General features: G+C 69.1%; 11 protein-coding genes. All 11 read right to left on the reverse strand.

Annotated elements, in window-relative coordinates:
- Positions 1–6 precede the first annotated feature (6 nt).
- A complete protein-coding gene (gene tssH, locus VPA02S_RS11290; protein ID WP_062363808.1) occupies positions 7–2,733 on the reverse strand; it encodes a type VI secretion system ATPase TssH in 2,727 nt (908 codons plus the stop codon).
- On the reverse strand, positions 2,730–3,896 hold the full coding sequence (tssG, locus tag VPA02S_RS11295) for a type VI secretion system baseplate subunit TssG (RefSeq protein ID WP_028254288.1): 1,167 nt from the start codon (positions 3,894–3,896) through the stop codon (positions 2,730–2,732). Before tssG ends, tssH begins: the two co-directional genes overlap by 4 nt.
- Positions 3,893–5,764 (reverse strand): type VI secretion system baseplate subunit TssF, encoded by a 1,872-nt coding sequence (gene tssF, locus VPA02S_RS11300; protein WP_012745363.1) that lies wholly within the window; start codon positions 5,762–5,764, stop codon positions 3,893–3,895. The genes tssG and tssF overlap by 4 nt, the downstream gene beginning before the upstream one ends.
- Complete coding sequence (gene tssE, locus VPA02S_RS11305) at positions 5,765–6,292, reverse strand: type VI secretion system baseplate subunit TssE (protein WP_012745362.1); 528 nt, start codon at positions 6,290–6,292, stop codon at positions 5,765–5,767. It abuts the gene before it with no gap.
- A 29-nt stretch (positions 6,293–6,321) separates the two neighbouring features.
- Positions 6,322–7,188, reverse strand: coding sequence for a type VI secretion system accessory protein TagJ (locus VPA02S_RS11310; protein WP_028254289.1), 867 nt, complete (start codon positions 7,186–7,188; stop codon positions 6,322–6,324).
- A gap of 113 nt (positions 7,189–7,301) precedes the next feature.
- A complete protein-coding gene (locus tag VPA02S_RS11315; RefSeq protein ID WP_012745360.1) occupies positions 7,302–7,784 on the reverse strand; it encodes an Hcp family type VI secretion system effector in 483 nt (160 codons plus the stop codon).
- Positions 7,785–7,833: 49 nt separating this feature from the next.
- On the reverse strand, positions 7,834–9,342 hold the full coding sequence (tssC, locus tag VPA02S_RS11320; RefSeq protein WP_012745359.1) for a type VI secretion system contractile sheath large subunit: 1,509 nt from the start codon (positions 9,340–9,342) through the stop codon (positions 7,834–7,836).
- 18 nt (positions 9,343–9,360) lie between these two features.
- Positions 9,361–9,930, reverse strand: coding sequence for a type VI secretion system contractile sheath small subunit (tssB, locus tag VPA02S_RS11325; protein ID WP_012745358.1), 570 nt, complete (start codon positions 9,928–9,930; stop codon positions 9,361–9,363).
- An 80-nt stretch (positions 9,931–10,010) separates the two neighbouring features.
- On the reverse strand, positions 10,011–11,102 hold the full coding sequence (gene tssA, locus VPA02S_RS11330; protein ID WP_028254357.1) for a type VI secretion system protein TssA: 1,092 nt from the start codon (positions 11,100–11,102) through the stop codon (positions 10,011–10,013).
- A gap of 132 nt (positions 11,103–11,234) precedes the next feature.
- Positions 11,235–12,422 (reverse strand): fumarylacetoacetate hydrolase family protein, encoded by a 1,188-nt coding sequence (locus VPA02S_RS11335; protein WP_028254358.1) that lies wholly within the window; start codon positions 12,420–12,422, stop codon positions 11,235–11,237.
- A 111-nt stretch (positions 12,423–12,533) separates the two neighbouring features.
- The gene (locus VPA02S_RS11340) at positions 12,534–16,295 is read right to left on the reverse strand and encodes a molybdopterin cofactor-binding domain-containing protein (protein ID WP_062363810.1); all 3,762 of its coding nucleotides are present in this window, start codon (positions 16,293–16,295) and stop codon (positions 12,534–12,536) included.
- Positions 16,296–16,405 lie beyond the last annotated feature (110 nt).

Below are 16,405 nucleotides of genomic sequence, written 5' to 3' on the forward strand. Positions count from 1 at the left end.
GTCTTCTTAGGCTTCGGAAAATTCGTACCGGAAGTCGTCGCCCGCTGCGGACAGCCGCACGCCGGCGAGCTTGCGCGCACTGACGGTGGCGCCGATGACTTCTTCGCTCAATCGCGGCAGGATGGTGTGCGTGAGGATCGCATCGATCATCCGCCCACCCGACTCGATGGCCGTGCATCGGCGCGCCACCAGTTCGACGGCGCTGTCGTCGTAGTCCAGCGCAATGCCATGGTTCGCATCGAGGCGGGTGGCAATGCGGTCGAGCTGGAGGCGAATGATGCGATGCAATGCGTCGGCTTGCAACGGGTAATAAGGCACTACAACCAGCCGGCCCAGCAGCGCCGGCGCGAACACCTTGAGCAGCGGTTCGCGCAGCGCGGCTGCGAGCGGCTCGGGGTCGGGGCGCAGGGTCGGGTCTTCGCACAGCTGCATGACCAGGTCGGTGCCGACGTTCGACGTCATGATGATCACGGTGTTGCGGAAGTCGATGTGGCGGCCCTCGCCGTCTTCCATCCAGCCCTTGTCGAACACCTGGAAGAAGATCTCGTGCACGTCGGGGTGGGCCTTCTCGATCTCGTCGAGCAGCACCACGCTGTAGGGCCGGCGGCGCACGGCCTCGGTGAGCACGCCGCCTTCGCCGTAGCCCACGTAGCCGGGCGGCGCGCCCTTGAGCGTGGAGACGGTGTGCGACTCCTGGAACTCGCTCATGTTGATGGTGACGAGGTTCTGCTCGCCGCCGTAGAGCGCCTCCGACAGCGCGAGCGCAGTCTCGGTCTTGCCCACGCCCGAGGGGCCGCACAGCAGGAACACGCCCACCGGCTTGTTCGGGTTGTCGAGCCGCGCGCGCGCCGTGCGGATGCGCCGCGAGATGGTCTCCAGCGCGTCGGGCTGGGCCACCACGCGGGCCGAGAGGATCTCGCCGAGGCGCAGCACCGACTGCGCATCGTCGCGCACCATGCGGCCGATCGGAATGCCGGTCCAGTCGGCCACCACGGTGGCAACGGCCTGCGCGTCGACGGCCGCCAGGATGAGCGGCGATTCGCCCTGCAACTGCACGAGCTTGTCCTGCGCCTGGTCGAGTTCGGCGCGGATCTCTTCGGGTGTTCTTTCGGGTTCCGGCGGAGCGGGCTCGGCTTCAACTGGAGCTTCGGCTTCGTCGCCCTCTTCCTCTTTGGCCTCGGCCCGCACCGGCACTGCATCGGGCGAGAGCAGCTTGCGCAGCGCCACGATGCGCTCCACGAGCACGCTTTCTTCCGCACGCCGCTGTTCCAGCAGGCCGAGCTCGGCCTGCGCCGCCGCCGCCTGGGCCGCGATGTCTTCCACCCGCTGGTGCTCGCCGACGCCGATCGCCGCCTCGCGCCCGGCAATGCCCGACTCGATGCCCAGCACCTCGATGCGGCGCTGCAGGTCTTCGATCGCCGCGGGCAGCGCATGCTGGCTCAGGGCCACGCGCGCGCAGGCCGTGTCGAGCAGGCTCACGGCCTTGTCGGGCAGCTGGCGCGCGGGGATGTAGCGGTGCGACAGGCTCACGGCCGCTTCGAGCGCGGCGTCCAGGATGAGCACGCCGTGGTGCTTCTCGAGCTCGGCCGAGATGCCGCGCAGCATGACCACGGCCTTGGACTCGGTGGGCTCGTGCACCTGGATGGTCTGGAAGCGCCGCGTGAGCGCCGGGTCCTTCTCGATGTACTTCTTGTACTCGGACCAGGTGGTGGCGCCGATGGTGCGAAGCCGCCCGCGCGCAAGCGCCGGCTTCAGCAGGTTGGCCGCATCGCCGGTGCCGGCGGTGCCGCCCGCGCCGACCAGCGTGTGCACCTCGTCGACGAACAGCACGATGGGCTTGGGGCTCTTCTCGACCTCGTCGATCACCTGGCGCAGCCGCTGCTCGAACTCGCCCTTCACGCCCGCGCCGGCCTGCAGCAGCGTGGGGTCGAGCACCCACAGCGACACGTCCTTGAGCGAGGGCGGCACGTCGCCTGCCGCAAGGCGCGAGGCCAGGCCCTCGACCACTGCCGTCTTGCCCACACCCGCCTCGCCCGTGAGCAGCGGATTGTTCTGCCGTCGGCGCATCAGGATGTCGATGATCTGGCGGATCTCGTCGTCGCGGCCGTAGACCGGATCGAGTTCGCCCGCGCGCGCCTTGGCCGTGAGGTCGCTCGCGTACTTGGCCAGCGCCGAGCCGCCCGCGGCGGCGCCGTCGCCCTGGTGGGACACCGCCGGGGCGGCTTGCCCCGGCGCGGCCGCGGCGTCGAAGTCGTCCTCGGGCGAGCCTTCGGTCCATGCGGGAAGCTGCGCGACGAGCACGTCGGGCACGATCTTGTCGAACTCGCGCGAGATGCCCGAGAGCACCTGGCGCAGCCCCGGCGTCTTGACGATGCCCGCGAGCAGGTAGGCACCGCGGATCGACGTGGCCTCGAAGCGCAGGCTCGCATAGACCCAGGCGCGCTCGACGGCGTTGTCGACGTGCTCCGAGATGTCGCTGATCGAGGTGGCGCCGTGCGGCAGCCGGTCGAGCGCACGCACCAGGTCCTGCTCGACCGCATCGAGGTTGAGGCCGGCGCGCTTGACGATGCGCAGCAGGTCGCTGTCCTGCAGCTGCAGGATCTGGTGCAGCCAGTGCACCAGCTCCACGTAGGCATTGCCGCGCAGCTTGGCGAAGGCGGTGGCGGTCTCCAATGCCTTGTAGAGCATCGGATTGAGTTTCGAGAAAAGGGAGACGCGGCGGATATCGGTCATAAGGCCATGGAAGAGGCTTCGGCCGCCGCGGAAGCAGCCGATGCGGAACGGGAATACAGGGCTTCGGGCTGGAAAAGCATGTCGCCGGCGTCGGTAGGCGAGAGGCGCGTGCCGAGCCAGCTGCCCCAGCCCAGGCGCTGGTCGCTGCCCAGCTGCATGCCGAGGGCTTCCTGCTTCTTGAGCACGAGGCGCAGCTCCCACGCGAACTCGATGCCCACGTACTGGCGCACCCAGTCGACCACCTGCTGCAGGCGCTTGCTGCCCGGCAGGAAGTCGCGGAACTCGCTTTGCGAGAGCGGGCCGAGCTCGAGCCGGAACTTGCCCTGCGCATCGCGCACCGCCAGCCCGACGGTGGCGCCGGCGCCCAGCTTCTGGTTGCGCCCGGAAGTGCCGATGCGGCTGATCTCGCGCTCGTCGAGCATCACCCAGCCGCTCACGAACTCCTCGATGCGCACGGGCACGTCGAAGTACAGCCGCAGGATCTGGATCAGCCCCTCGGGGTTGCGCGTCTGGCGCACGAGGTGCCCGGCCATGAAGGTGCGCGCATGGTCGGCGATGCGGTCGCGTTCCTTCAGGCCCGGCTGCCCCATGTTCATGAGGCTGGCCACGTAGTCGACGAAGCGGTGGCCGTCGGGGCGGTCCAGGCTGTTGACCGACTGGGCATCGGCCCAGGCCCGGTAGAACAGCAGGATGAGCCGGTGGTGGAACAGGTCGGCGAAGGCGCTGAGCGTGTTGTCGCTGTGGTGGCGCTTGCGCTCGCGCGCGTACTCGGTCAGGTGCAGCGGCAGCGGCCCGTTGGGGCCGAACAGGCCGAAGCCGTAGATCGAGATGCGCGGCGGGCCGTCCCCGTCGACATCGACGCCCGAGACGTTCGAGGGCGCAAAGGCCATCGACGGCTCCTGGCCCAGCCGCAAAGGCTCGTCGAGCGGGCGCGGCGCGCGGCCCAGCAGCGGATGGCTGCCGTGCGCATCGAGCCGGCGCAGCAGCATGAACAGGTCGTGCTCGAAAGGCTGGTCGACCAGGCCGGCCCACAGGACCGGATCGGCCTCGGGCGCACCGCGCCGCGCGGGTGCCGCGGCATGCTCGGGCGCGGCATGCTCGACCGCAGCCGGCGGCGCCTGCTGCGAATCGTCGGCGAGCTCGGCCGTGGTGCGCATGCTCATACGGCGGGGCGGCGTCCGATGCGCGGCGTCCAGCGCGCGATCTCGCCGCGCTGCAGGCTGGAGAGCGCGAACTCGGTGAACGCGTTGAGCGACACGTGCCGGCTGAAGAATTGCTCCAGCACGGCGCCGAAGAGATAAGGGCTCGCGCCCGAGAAGGCCACTTCGTCGATCTTCAGCGCGATTTCCACCCCGCGCCCGAAGACGATCGGCCCCGGCTCGGGCAGGCGGCGGAACACCGGCGCCAGCGCCATCGAGCGCACGCCCTGGATCTGGCGGCGCACCGCGGGGTCGGCCAGGTTGCCGTAGAGGTCGAGCATCTCGCGCAATGCGGCCGCGCCCTGCGTGGCGTCGACGTCGGTCAGGCTCAGGTAGTTGAGGCCCAGGTGGCTGATCAGGCGCCAGGTGAGCGCACCCTCCGCCAGCGCCGGATAGGGCCGCGACGGCCCGCGCAGGATGCGGATGCCGCGCACCGGCGCCGACACGCGCAGCGAGAAGTCCGACTCCAGCCCGGTGGGCAGCAGCAGCGGCAGGTCGCGGTTGGTGCACAGCGCGTCGATGGTGATGTGGCGCAGGCTGTGCGGAAAGGGCGCGTCGTGCTGGTCGACCAGCGACACGTACACCTCGCTGCCGGTGTAGCTGGTGCGCGTGCCCTGCGCGCGTGCGCGGTCGGACACCAGGCGCGGCTCGCGGCGCAGAGAGAAGTACGCGCCGAAGTCGCCGTCGTCGGCAGCGAACGAGCCCAGGAAGGGCCTGAACTCGCGCTCTTCCGAGCCGCTCGCCATGTGGCCGGTGACGCGCTCGACCGTGAAGATCTCGAAGTCGCGCGGGCGCGTGCGGTCGATCACCGCATGGTGCTCGTGCTGCCCGGGGCCCACCGGAATGCGGTCGCTGCGGCGCGGCACCAGGTTGATGATGGGCGTGCAGAACAGCGAGAAGTGCTTGGCATCGACCAGCCGCTCCAGGTCGGCGTCGGCGCGGTCGAGCAGGATCACGATTTCCATCGTGGTGCCGCCCATGGCCGAGGCCGCCGCGCGCAGGTTCTTCACGCTGAAGAACAGGTAGCGGTCGGGAAAGGCGAAGTATTCGTGCAGCAGCCGGTAGCCCTGGAACGAGCGCGCGTCATAAGGCAGCAGCGCCTGCTCGGGATCGAAGCCCTCGTGGCGAATGGCTTCGTCGCCGAGCGGAACGATGCGCGCCTTGCTGCCCGGGCCGCTGCGGCACACGGTGCCGATGCTGTGGTGCACCGCAAGCTCGAGCACGCGCAGCGCATGCAGCTCCGCGCCCGAAAGAAAGAACTCGAGCCGCTCGATCGGCATCTCGGCAAAGGTGGTGCCGCCCACCGCTTCGAGCTTGATGGTGATCGCGCTCCTGGCGCGCTGGGCCACCGCGGGCATCGCATGCGCGATTTCCGCGGGCACGGGGCCGATGCTTGCATCCGCGATCCTGATGGGCCACAGCGTGACCTCGTGGCCGGTGCGGAATTCGCAGGCCGTCTGCTCGCCCTTGATCATGCGTCCGCGCATGATCGTGTGGCGCGGCAGCTCGTAGCCGGCCTTCAGCGAGCCCTCGTTGAGGTTGCCGTCGATCTGCACCACCGCCATGGCCGGCAGCGGCGCGAGGAAGTTGGGGTACACCACCTCGAGCAGCCGCTGCGAGAAGCGCGGAAACTCCGCATCCATCTTGAGCTGGATGCGCGCCGTGAGAAAGCTGAAGCCCTCGAGCAGGCGCTCCACGTAGGGGTCGCTGACCTCGATGCCGCGCATGCCCAGCCGCCCGGCGATCTTCGGGTAGCGCTGCGCGAACTCGGCGCCGAGCTCGTGCATGTAGGTGAGCTCGCGGTTGTAGTAGTCGAGCAGCCTGGCGTCCATTCAGAGCCCTCCCGTCGGGCGCAGGACCATGTGGCCGCTCTCGAGGTCGAGCTCGGAGCGCAGGATGAATTCGATCGGGTAAGGCACCGACCACAAGGTGCCGCGGATCTCGAGCGCGAGCAGGTTGTGGTGCTCCAGGTCGGTGGCGTCGGTGACGCAGCGCACGTCGATGCTGTCCTTCATGATGCGCGGCTCGAAGTCGATGATCGCGGCGCGGATGGCGGCCTCGACGTCCGCGAAGTCGACCTCCGACATGCGTCCGCCGGCCCAGCCGCGCACGCCGTAGTTCACCACCGAGCGCCGCGCGCGCGGCATGGCGTTGATGGTGTGGTCCGCGCCGAAGTTGGTGGTGTTGAGCAGCCACTGCAGGTCGCGCAGCACCGAGTCGCGCAGCAGCTTGCCACTCATGAGGAATGCGCCCGCGCGCTCCTGGCGGCTTTGCGGCTGCTTGTCGGTCAGGCGGTCGAGCAGCACCGGCTGCAGGCGGTCGCGTGCAACGCTTTCTTGCTGGTCGCCGTCGGCCTCCATGGCCGGGCGGCTGGCTGGCAGGACGGAACTCACTGCGCAGCACTCTCGGCAGGCGCGAACTCGACCAGCCGGATGTCGAGCAGCGAATGGTCGCCGGCTTCGCTGATCAGCGTGCGCTGGCCGATGCCGGCGTACTGGTCCTCGCCGGCCAGCGGCAGCCAGTCGGTGCGGCGGCCCAGGGTTGTTTCGTCGTCCAGCGCCTCGAGCGCGCCGGGATAGCGCACCGGGACCAGGCCGTTGAGCCCGCGGCCGTCATGCAGCACGATCTCGGCCGGTGCCCAGAGCAGGTCGACCAGGTGCTGCGGACGGGAGAACTTGAGGCGGCGCACCGCCGGTAGCGGCAGCCACGCATAGCCCGAAGGCGTGAGGAGCTCGAGCACGGCACCAATGCGCGCGTCGCCGTCGCAAAGCCAGGCGAACTCAGTGCTTTGCACCGGCTCGCCGTCGATGGCCTGCACGGCGCGGGAGTCCGACCGGTCGACGCAGCTCAGCGTGCCCTGCAATGCGGGCGCATCCTGCCGCGCGGCTTCGCGCAGCTCGGCCGCTTCGGCGGCGCGTTCGGGCGGCAGGGCGGCGGCAGCAATCAGCGCCGCGACCCAGCCGGCCTCGCCGGCCACGACGGCCGGCGCACGGCCGCCGTTCCAGAATTCGGTTCGATGCCGCTCGGCGGCCAGCGCCATTGCGCAGGTGGCACTGGCGGGAGCGAAGGAAGGATCGATCTTCGCGGCCAGCTTGAGCTGGTCTTCAGCCCGCTGCCAGTCGCCCCGCAGCGCAAGAAAGTGGCCGAGGGCAAGCCGCAGGCCGGCATTCTGTGGACTCGCGCGAATCTGCCGCTGTACCCATTCGGTGTGTTCGGCCACGGAGCGCTCGCCCAGCACTGCAAACCCATCGCCCATGAAACTTCCTCATTGACTCGCGCACGGCCCCGGAAGGCCGTCGACAACTATCTGCAGGCGACCGGCCCGCGGCATGCGCGGACCGGTCGGGAACAAGCACGAAAAAAGGGAAATCAGGCTTCCCGGTTTTCCTTGATGTTCCAGGCCAGCACGGTCTCGGCGCCCTTGCCGCCCTTGTCGGTCTGCTCCCAGTACTGCTGCTTGACCTTGGCCGCCTGGAAGGCGAACTGCACCAGCACCGCATCGCCGCCCTGCTCGGCCGAGTACTGCACCGAGGTGACCAGCACTTCTTCCAGCGTCACGCGCGTGTATTCGATCTGCGAGCCCCCGGCCTTGCACACCGACACTTCCACCTTGCTCAGGTGCTTGCCGCTCGCGCAGTTCTTCATCACCGACGGCGCCGCCTTGTCGATGCGCGCGAGCACCTGCAGGTCGTTGAAGCTCGCCTTGCCCACACCGCCACCGCCGCCGCTGACCATGTTGCCAGGCTGCGTTGCTCCCCATGCGAACGACTTGATATCGGTCCAGTCCTTGTGGTTCGAGTCCTTGGATTCGCCGTTCGCGCCCTCGACGCGCATGAACATGTCTACTGCCATGATTAACCCCCAGAGTTATATATATGCCCGATTGCGGGACACCGTTGAACTAGCTGCTGTCCTTCTTGTTGGATGGCAGCTTCGAAACCAGCCGCAATGACACCGTCAGCCCTTCGAGCTGATAGTGCGGCCGGAGAAAAAACTTGGCGGCGTAGTAGCCGGGGTTGTCCTCGATGGCTTCCACCTGGACTTCAGCCGCCGCCAGCGGCTTCATTGCCTTCGTATCCTGGGACGACGTGCCGGGGCTGCCGTCCACGTAGTTCATGATCCAGTCGTTGAGCCAGCGCTCCATGTCCTCGCGCTCGCGGAACGAACCGATCTTGTCGCGCACGATGCACTTCAGGTAGTGCGCGAAGCGGCAGCATGCGAACAGGTAGGGCAGGCGCGCCGCCAGGTTGGCATTGGCCGTGGCATCGGCGTCGTAGTACTCGGCCGGCTGCTGCAGCGACTGCGCGCCGATGAAGGCCGCGAAGTCGGAGTTCTTGCGGTGCACCAGCGGCATGAAGCCGTTCTTGGCGAGCTCGGCCTCGCGCCGGTCGCTGATGGCGATCTCGGTGGGGCACTTCATGTCCACGCCGCCATCGTCGGTCGGGAAGGTGTGGGTGGGCAGGTTCTCGACCGCGCCGCCCGACTCCACGCCGCGGATCGACGTGCACCAGCCGAACTGCTTGAACGAGCGGTTGATGTTCACGCCCATCGCGTAGGCCGAATTGGCCCAGGTGTAGCGGTTGTGCAGGGCCGAGTCGGTTTCTTCCTCGAACTCGAACTCGTCGACCGGATTGGTGCGCGCGCCGTACGGCAGGCGCGCCAGGAAGCGCGGCATGGCCAGGCCGATGTAGCGCGCGTCTTCCGACTCGCGCAGCGACCGCCAGGCCGTGTGCTCGGTGTTCTGGAAGATCTTGGTGAGGTCGCGCGGGTTCGACAGCTCCTGCCACGAATCCATCTGCATCACCGTGGGCGATGCGCCGGCGATGAAGGGGCAGTGCGCGGCCGCGGCGATCTTGGCCATTTCGCCGAGCATCTCGACATCGGGCGGGCTGTGGTCGAAGTGGAAGTCGCCGATCAGCGCGCCGAAGGGCTCGCCGCCGAACTGGCCGTACTCGGCCTCGTAGATCTTCTTGAACAGCGGGCTCTGGTCCCAGCCGATGCCCTTGTGGCGCTTGAGCGAGCGCGCCACTTCGCGCTTGGAGGCGCACATCACGCGGATCTTGAGCTGCTCGTCGGTCTCGGTGTTGTTGACCAGGTAGTGCAGGCCGCGCCATGCGCCTTCGAGCTGCTGGAAGTCTTCGTGGTGCAGGATCTGGTTGATCTGCTCGGAGAGCTTGCGGTCGATCTCGGTGATGATCGCCTGCACGGTGCGGTAGGCGTCGTTCGAGATGGTGACGGTGCTTTCAAGCGCCTGCACCGCCAGCGTCTTGACGGCGCTTTGCACCGCCTCGCGCGCCTGGTCGGTCTTGGGCTTGAACTCGCGCTGCAGGAGGTCGGAGAACTCGTTGGGCTCGAGCGCTTCGATGGTGGCGGCCTGTCCGCGCGCTGTCTGTTTGGGTGCAGTGCTCATGATGGAGATCCTGTCGGCTTACTCGGAAGGGGTGCCGGGGTTGCCCGACTTTTCGTTCGCGGCCTCGATCGCCTTGGCAACGGCGGGATTGGGTGCGGATGCGAGCGACTTGAGCAGCTCCGGGTTCTGCAGCGCCTGGGCGATCAGCTGCTCGGCGCCGTTCTTGCCGTCCATGTAGGACAGCAGGTTGGAAAGCTCGGTGCGCGCTTCGAGCAGATGCTGCAGCGCGCCGACCTGGCGGGCGATGCGCGCGGGCGAGAAGTCGTCCATGCTGTCGAAGGTGATGTCGACGTTCATCTGTCCTTCGCCCGTGAGGGTGTTGGGCACCTGGAAGGCCACGCGCGGCTTGATGGCCTTCATGCGGTCGTCGAAGTTGTCGATGTCCACCGCCATGAAGTCGCGCTCGGCAAGGTCGGGCATCGGGTCGACCTGCTTGCCCGCGAGATCGGCGATCACGCCCATCACGAAGGGCAGCTGGATCTTGCGCTCGCTGCCGTAGATCTCGACGTCGTACTCGATCTGCACGCGGGGTGCCCGGTTGCGCGCGATGAACTTCTGACCACTGTTTCTGACACGGTTGTCTGCCATAAAGCTTCCTCTTGAATCTCAATGCCTATTCGTATGGGTCGAGTCCCGGCGGCCTGCCCCCGGGTTCCTGCGCCGGCCGTTCACTCCGCTGCCGACCCGCCGCTCAGCGAGCGGCCGGCCAGGCTTTCGATCTTCTGCAGGCCCTCGGGAACGAGTTCTTCGATGATCTGGAAAAAGTTGAGGTCCAGCAGCCTTTGCGCTCTGCGGATGAGCATGGGGGCCGGGTGGCTGGGCTCGGTGCGTTCCATGTACTGGCACGCCTTTTCCAACAAGAGCTGCACATCATCACGAGTCGATATTTCAATATCTTTAATGCTTGCCGCACGCGCACCGGAGGCGCCATTGCCCAAGGCCGCAGCGCCCTGCGCCGAAGGAGCGGCCGGCGCCGACCCATGGCCTTGCGCTGCCGCCTGCGATGCTTCGGCCGGCTCCGGCTGGGCCTGCTCGGGCAGCAGCTGGACCACGGTGCGAAGCGAGCGTTCGAGCCGGGAGAAATCGGGGGCCCAGCTCTGTCCCAGGGCCCGCTCCGAGGTCTCCCGGATGCGTCGCAGCAGCTCCAGCGCCGCATGCAATGCCACCACCGCGGGCGCCGCCTTCTCCTGCGCGCGGCGCGCCACTTCCCGCAGCCGGCCGATGCCGCCCGGGTAATCGATCTGGTCGGCCTTGCTCGAGTCGAGCAGGGCCTCGACCTGCCGCAGGCTCATCGACGCGCCGGCATCCTCGAGCAGGCGCGCATCGCGCACGCTGCGCCCGAGCCCCTCGGCTTCGGCCAATGCAGCCAGCGCATTCATGCGCGGCAGCGGGTCTTCGAAATCGCCATCGAGAACGCGCGGATGCACGTCGTTCCAGAACTTTTGCAGGATGCCGTCCACCACGCGCAAGCCATCGACGTAGCCCGGCAATCCCCGGCTCTCGGTCCACGCCAGCGTCAGCAGAACCAGCACGCGCACGTCGAGCGTGCGCTGGCACAGCTGCTTGGCAATGCGCTCGACGCGGGCCCAGTCGGGCGGCTCGGCCGGAATGATGGTCGAGCCGAACTGCTGCTCCCGCTTTCCCGTTGCCGCTTGCTGCAACGCCATGAAATCGGGGTCGTATTCGAGGTCTTCACCGCACGGAAGCGGGCCTTCAACAGGCGACTGCAGTAGTTCGATCTCGCTCGGCGGCAACCCCATCTCCCGTGTTAACCATTTTCAAGACCGGTTATCTTGAGGGGAACGCGAGACGCGGTCAACAGCAACAGTTTGCTACGTGCCGGCTATGAATCACAAAGGAGTACAACTCCTTCTAAAGCGTAGAAAGAACGTTTACAGCAATCCGCGCGCAGCCAAATTCCGCATCAGCGCACTTAACCCGAAAGTCCACCGTGGCGCCTGGTCCGAATGGACCACGCGGTTCACGAGGGCGCCGAGTTCCGGCGCGGCGATGCTCACGCGATCGCCGACGACATGGGTGAATCCTTGCCCAGGACCATGACGGTCCTGTGTCGGCGCGAACATGGTGCCCAGGAACAGCATGAAGCCGTCGGGATAGTCGTGGTGCGCGCCGACGGCCTGCGAGACGAGGTCCAGCGGATCGCGGCTGATCCTGGCGAGCGAGCTCGAGCCTTCGAGCGTGAAGCCTTCGGGGCCCTTCACTTCGAGCGCCACCGTGATGCGGCGCACGTCGTCGATGCCGAAGTGCGCATCGAACAGCCGGATGAACGGGCCGATGGCACAGGAGGCGTTGTTGTCCTTGGCCTTGCCGAGCAGCAGCGCGCTGCGGCCCTCGAAGTCGCGCAGGTTGACGTCGTTGCCGAGCGCGGCGCCCAGCGTTTCGCCGCGGCTGTTGACCGCGAGCACGACCTCGGGCTCGGGGTTGTTCCACACCGATGCGGCGTGGATGCCCACGTCGGCGCCCATGCCCACGGCCGAGAGGACCGGCGCCTTGGTGAAGATCTCGGCATCGGGCCCGATGCCGACCTCGAGGTACTGCGACCATGCGCCCTGCGAGATCAGCACCTCCTTGACCTTCGCGGCCTCGGCCGAGCCCGGCACGATGCCCGCGAGGTTGTCGCCGAGCACGCCGCTGAGCGCCGCGCGCGTGGCCTCGGCGCGCGAGGCATCGCCGCGCGCCTGCTCCTCGATCACGCGCTCGAGCAGGCTTTCGACGAAGGTCACGCCGCTGGCCTTGATGGCCTGCAGGTCGCAGGGTGCGAGCAGCCAGGGCTTGGCTTCGTCGCGCGCGGTGGCGTCGCTGTTGGCGATGGTCTCGTCGAGCGCGGCGACACGCGGAGCCTGGCCGCTGCGCAGTGCGCGCCGCACCGCATCGGCGGGCGGCTCCTTCGCCTCGAGCAGGTCGCTCATCGTGGGCGCGAGGCGCGAGAGATCGTGCAGCCCGCCCTCGTGCACCGCCACGAGTACGGGGCCCACGCCGGGCTGCCAGATGCGCCCGACGAGCGTGGCGCGCTCGGCGTCGCGGGGAAGGCTGGCGGCGGTGGAAAGATTCAGGGGCATGTTGTCTCCGGAGGCACTTCGGCACTTGGGTTGGGTTCTTGGAGCGGACATTCTGAATGAATGCGTTCCCTGCCGCTGCGCGAGCGGAAAGCGGGACGCGCCGAGCGCCGCTTATTCGGCGCCGTGGCCGCGCGCGGCGCGCAAGCGGGCGACTTCGGCCGGCAGGTTCTTCCACGCCGGCTCCTGCGGTGCGAAGCGCGCGCGCATGTAGCCCGCGAGTTCGGCGATCTGACGGTCGTCGAGCGCGTCGCGGAAGGCCGGCATGAAGCCGATGCCCTGGCTCGCGGGCTCGCGCACGCCATCGAGGATGGTGCGCAGCAGGTTGTCGGGCCGCGCGCTCGTGAGATTGCCGTTGAGCGCGAGCGGGGTGTTCACGCCGAGCAGCGTGGGGCCGTCGCCGTCGTGATGGCACGACGCGCAGGCGCTGTCGAACATGCGCTGCGCGGGACCGAGCAGCCGGCCCTGCGTGCGCGCCGCGTTGTCGACCACCTGCTGCGCCACGGCCTGCGGATCGGCCGCGGGCGCCGGATTGAACGAGGCGAGATACGTGGCCATCGCGCGCACGTCGGCATCGGGCACCTGCGCGAGTTCGCGCACCACCTCGGCCATCGGCCCGCCCGCGATGCCATGGCGCGGCGAGTGGCCATTGCGCAGATAGCGGTAGAGCGCGTCGGCGTCCCACGGCACGGCGGACTTCGACAGCTGCGTGAGCGCCGGCGCCTCCCAGCCATCGACCATCGCACCCGAGAGAAACGCGCTGCCGCCCTGCTCCGCACCGAGCGCGTTGCGCGGCGTGTGGCAGGCGCCGCAATGCCCCAGGCCGTTCACGAGGTAGGCGCCGCGGTTCCACTCGGCGCTTTGCGTGGCCACCGGCTGCAGCGGCGCGGGGTCGTGGAAGAGCGCGTTCCATCCGGCCATGAGCGGCCGCATGCTGAACGGAAACTTCAGTTCGGCCTTCGGCGTCTCGGCGCGCACCGCGGGCATCGACATGAAGTAGGCGTAGAGCGCCTGCAGGTCGTCGTCACTGGTCCTGGCGAAGGCGGTGTACGGGAAGGCCGGGTACAGATGGTGGCCGTCGCGCGAGACGCCCTCGCGCATCGCGCGCTGGAAGGCGCTGAACGACCAGCGGCCCAGGCCCGTGTCGGCATCGGGCGTGAGGTTGGTGGTGTAGAGCGTGCCGAAGGGTGTCTGCATCGCGCGGCCACCCGCATTGGGCGCGCCGCCCGGTGCGGTATGGCACACGGCGCAGTCGCCGAGCGCGGCGAGCACGCGGCCGCGTTCGATGGTGGCCTCGCTGTAGACCGGGGCGCTGAGAGAGACCGGGGCGATGGCGGAGCGCCAGCCGAGCAGGCCGGCGATGAGGCCGATGCCGCCGATGAAGAGGGCGGTGCCGGTGGCCCACACGCTCTTGCGCCGAGGCCACGGTGCATTGCTCCTTCCCCTCCCGGGGGAAGGTTGGGATGGGGGCACGGCAGCGCCACCCTTCGAGCGCCGCTCGCCCCCACCCCCGCCCTCCCCCGGAAGGGGAGGGAGCAAACCCGGATTCAACGCCGCCAGCACCTTCTCCGGCGTGAACGGCGGCTCGCGGAAGCGCACGCCCGTCGCATCGAAGATCGCATTCGCGATCGCCGCCGTTCCCGGCACCGACGACGACTCGCCCGCGCCGAGCGAGGGTTCGCCGGGCCGCGGCATGTGCATGACCTCGATCACCGGCACGTCGCGGAAATTGATGATCGGGTAGCTGCCCCACTCGCGGCTCGCGACCACGCCCGAGGGCCGCACGTCGGGCAGCAGCTGCGCACCGGCCGCCGCTGCTTCTGCGCCCTGCTGCGGCGCGAACTGCACCTCTTCCTTGAGCGCGCGGCTCGTGGTCTGGATCACATTGCCGTGCACCTGGTGCTCGACGCCCGCGGGGTTGACCAGCAGCCCCGCGTCGTGCCCCACCACCACGCGGCGCACGTGCACCTCGCCGGTCCTGCGGTTGACCTCGACGTCGGCCACCCATGCAGCCCACGCGGCGCCGAAGCCGGGCCACTTGCTGTGGATGTAGCGCGCGTAGGCAAAGCCCTGGCCGAAGAGGATGTCGCCGCCTTCACCGAGCCCGCCGTCGGCGTTCTCCTCTGGCCCCGTGCGCATGCGCCAGCCCGCCTTCTGCGCGGTGGCCTGCACCAGCTCGACGGCGCGCGGATCGTCCAGGTGGCGCAGCCGGAACTGCACCGGATCGACGCCAGCCGCGGTGGCCAGCTCGTCGATGTACGACTCGTGCGCAAACGAATTCGGCAGCGCCGACACGCCGCGCAGCCACGAGGCGCGCACGATCGGCGCCATGTCGTTGACCTTCACGCGCAGGTTGTCGACGCTGTAGGGCGGACGCGCCGTGCGGTCGCCCATCTCGAAGGCCTGCGCCACCGGCTCGATGGTGCGCGTGAGCAGCAGCGCAAGCGTGGGCGCGCCGTTCGATGGATAGGAGGTTTCGAAGTCGTAGGCGGCGATGCGGCCGTCGGCCATGAGCCCGCCATCCACCTCCATGAGCTGCGCGGCGCCCTTGGGCTCCCAGGCATGCTCCTGCTCGCGCGTGAGCTGCACGCGCACCGGTGCGCCCACGGCGCGCGCGAGCAGCGCCGCATCGGCCGCCGCGTCGTCGGCGCCGTTGCGGCCGTAGCAGCCCGCGGCTTCCATGCGGATGACGTCGACCTGCACGTCGTCCAGGCCCATGAGCTTCGCGAGATCGGCACGCAGCACGTGCGGGTTCTGCGAGCCGGCCCAGCAACGCAACTGCATGCCGCTGCCGTCCTCCGGCAGCCACTCGGCCAGCGCGCACGAGGGTCCGATGGACGCGTGCATCTGGTAGGGCCACACATAGGTGCGGTGCATCGGCTGCGCGGCCGCGGCGATCGCGCCGTCGACGTCGCCCTCGTCGACCAGCAGGCGCTGCGTCGACGGGTTGTCGCGCAGGGCCTGCGCGAGGTTGGACAGGTTGGGCATGCCGGGCCAGGGCTTCCACCGGACGCGCAATTCGCGCAGCGCCTGTTCGGCGTGCTCCTCGCGCTCGGCCACGATGCCGACGAAGTCGCGGATCACGACCACCGCGCGAATGCCGGGAATGTGCGCAATCGACGACTCGTCCACCGACTCGAGCGTGTTGCCGATGAAGTCGCCGTGGTCCGCGCCCGCATACGGCGGGCGCACCACGCGGCCATGCAGCATGCCGGGCACGCGCATGTCGTGCACGAACACGAGGTCGCCCGCGAGCTTGGCGGGAATGTCGACGCGGGCTTGGCGCGTGCCGACGATGCGGTAGTCGGCCGGATCCTTGGGCACCGCGGCGGGGTCGAGCCGCAGCACGGTGCGCTGTCCCGCGACCAGGTCCGCGTAGTTGATGCGGCGGTCCGGCGCCTCGGCCACGCGCACCACGCCGTTGCGCACCTGCAGCGCCTCGGCGGCCGCGCCGAGCCGCTCGGCCGCGCGCGCCAGCAGCCAGGCGCGCGCCTGCGCGGCGGCCAGGCGCAGCGGCTGTGCATGGATCTGGATCGAGGCGCTCGCGATCGTCGCGCCCTGGTTGGGCGCGCGTGCGGTGTCGCCGAGCATCATGCGCACGCAGGGCATGCCGAGCTCGAGCTCCTCGGCCACGATCTGCGCGAGCGCGGTCTGGATGCCGGTGCCCAGGTCGACATGGCCGTTGAGCGCCGAGGCGCTGCCGTCGTCCCACACGGCGAGCAGGATCTCGTCGCCTTCGATCGGATTGCCCGCCACGGCCGTGGGCTGGCCGTTGGCGGGCGCCGGCGCGGGCGGGGTCTCGCGCACGATGAGCAGCACGCCGTCGGCCGAGAGAAAGTCCGCGCGCGTGCGCGGCAGATCGGCGCGGCGCGTCATGGTCTTTGCTCCCTCTCCCCCTGGGAGAGGGCGGGGGTGAGGGCCGGCGGCGATGGCAAGGGCCGTGCCTGCGCGAAGGCCGATGCCCTCACCCTGACCCTCTCCCGGAG

Origin of the sequence: Variovorax paradoxus NBRC 15149 (assembly GCF_001591365.1) — a bacterium.
GTDB classification, from domain to species: domain Bacteria; phylum Pseudomonadota; class Gammaproteobacteria; order Burkholderiales; family Burkholderiaceae_C; genus Variovorax; species Variovorax paradoxus.

What these genes read in the sequence shown, in the direction of transcription:
- VPA02S_RS11315 (WP_012745360.1), bottom strand. Translation starts at nt 7,784, where the DNA reads ATGGCAGTAGACATGTTCATGCGCGTCGAGGGCGCGAACGGCGAATCC.
- VPA02S_RS11335 (WP_028254358.1), bottom strand. Translation starts at nt 12,422, where the DNA reads ATGCCCCTGAATCTTTCCACCGCCGCCAGCCTTCCCCGCGACGCCGAG.
- tssA (WP_028254357.1), bottom strand. Translation starts at nt 11,102, where the DNA reads ATGGGGTTGCCGCCGAGCGAGATCGAACTACTGCAGTCGCCTGTTGAA.
- VPA02S_RS11310 (WP_028254289.1), bottom strand. Translation starts at nt 7,188, where the DNA reads ATGGGCGATGGGTTTGCAGTGCTGGGCGAGCGCTCCGTGGCCGAACAC.
- tssE (WP_012745362.1), bottom strand. Translation starts at nt 6,292, where the DNA reads ATGGAGGCCGACGGCGACCAGCAAGAAAGCGTTGCACGCGACCGCCTG.
- tssH (WP_062363808.1), bottom strand. Translation starts at nt 2,733, where the DNA reads ATGACCGATATCCGCCGCGTCTCCCTTTTCTCGAAACTCAATCCGATG.
- tssB (WP_012745358.1), bottom strand. Translation starts at nt 9,930, where the DNA reads ATGGCAGACAACCGTGTCAGAAACAGTGGTCAGAAGTTCATCGCGCGC.
- VPA02S_RS11340 (WP_062363810.1), bottom strand. Translation starts at nt 16,295, where the DNA reads ATGACGCGCCGCGCCGATCTGCCGCGCACGCGCGCGGACTTTCTCTCG.
- tssG (WP_028254288.1), bottom strand. Translation starts at nt 3,896, where the DNA reads ATGAGCATGCGCACCACGGCCGAGCTCGCCGACGATTCGCAGCAGGCG.
- tssC (WP_012745359.1), bottom strand. Translation starts at nt 9,342, where the DNA reads ATGAGCACTGCACCCAAACAGACAGCGCGCGGACAGGCCGCCACCATC.
- tssF (WP_012745363.1), bottom strand. Translation starts at nt 5,764, where the DNA reads ATGGACGCCAGGCTGCTCGACTACTACAACCGCGAGCTCACCTACATG.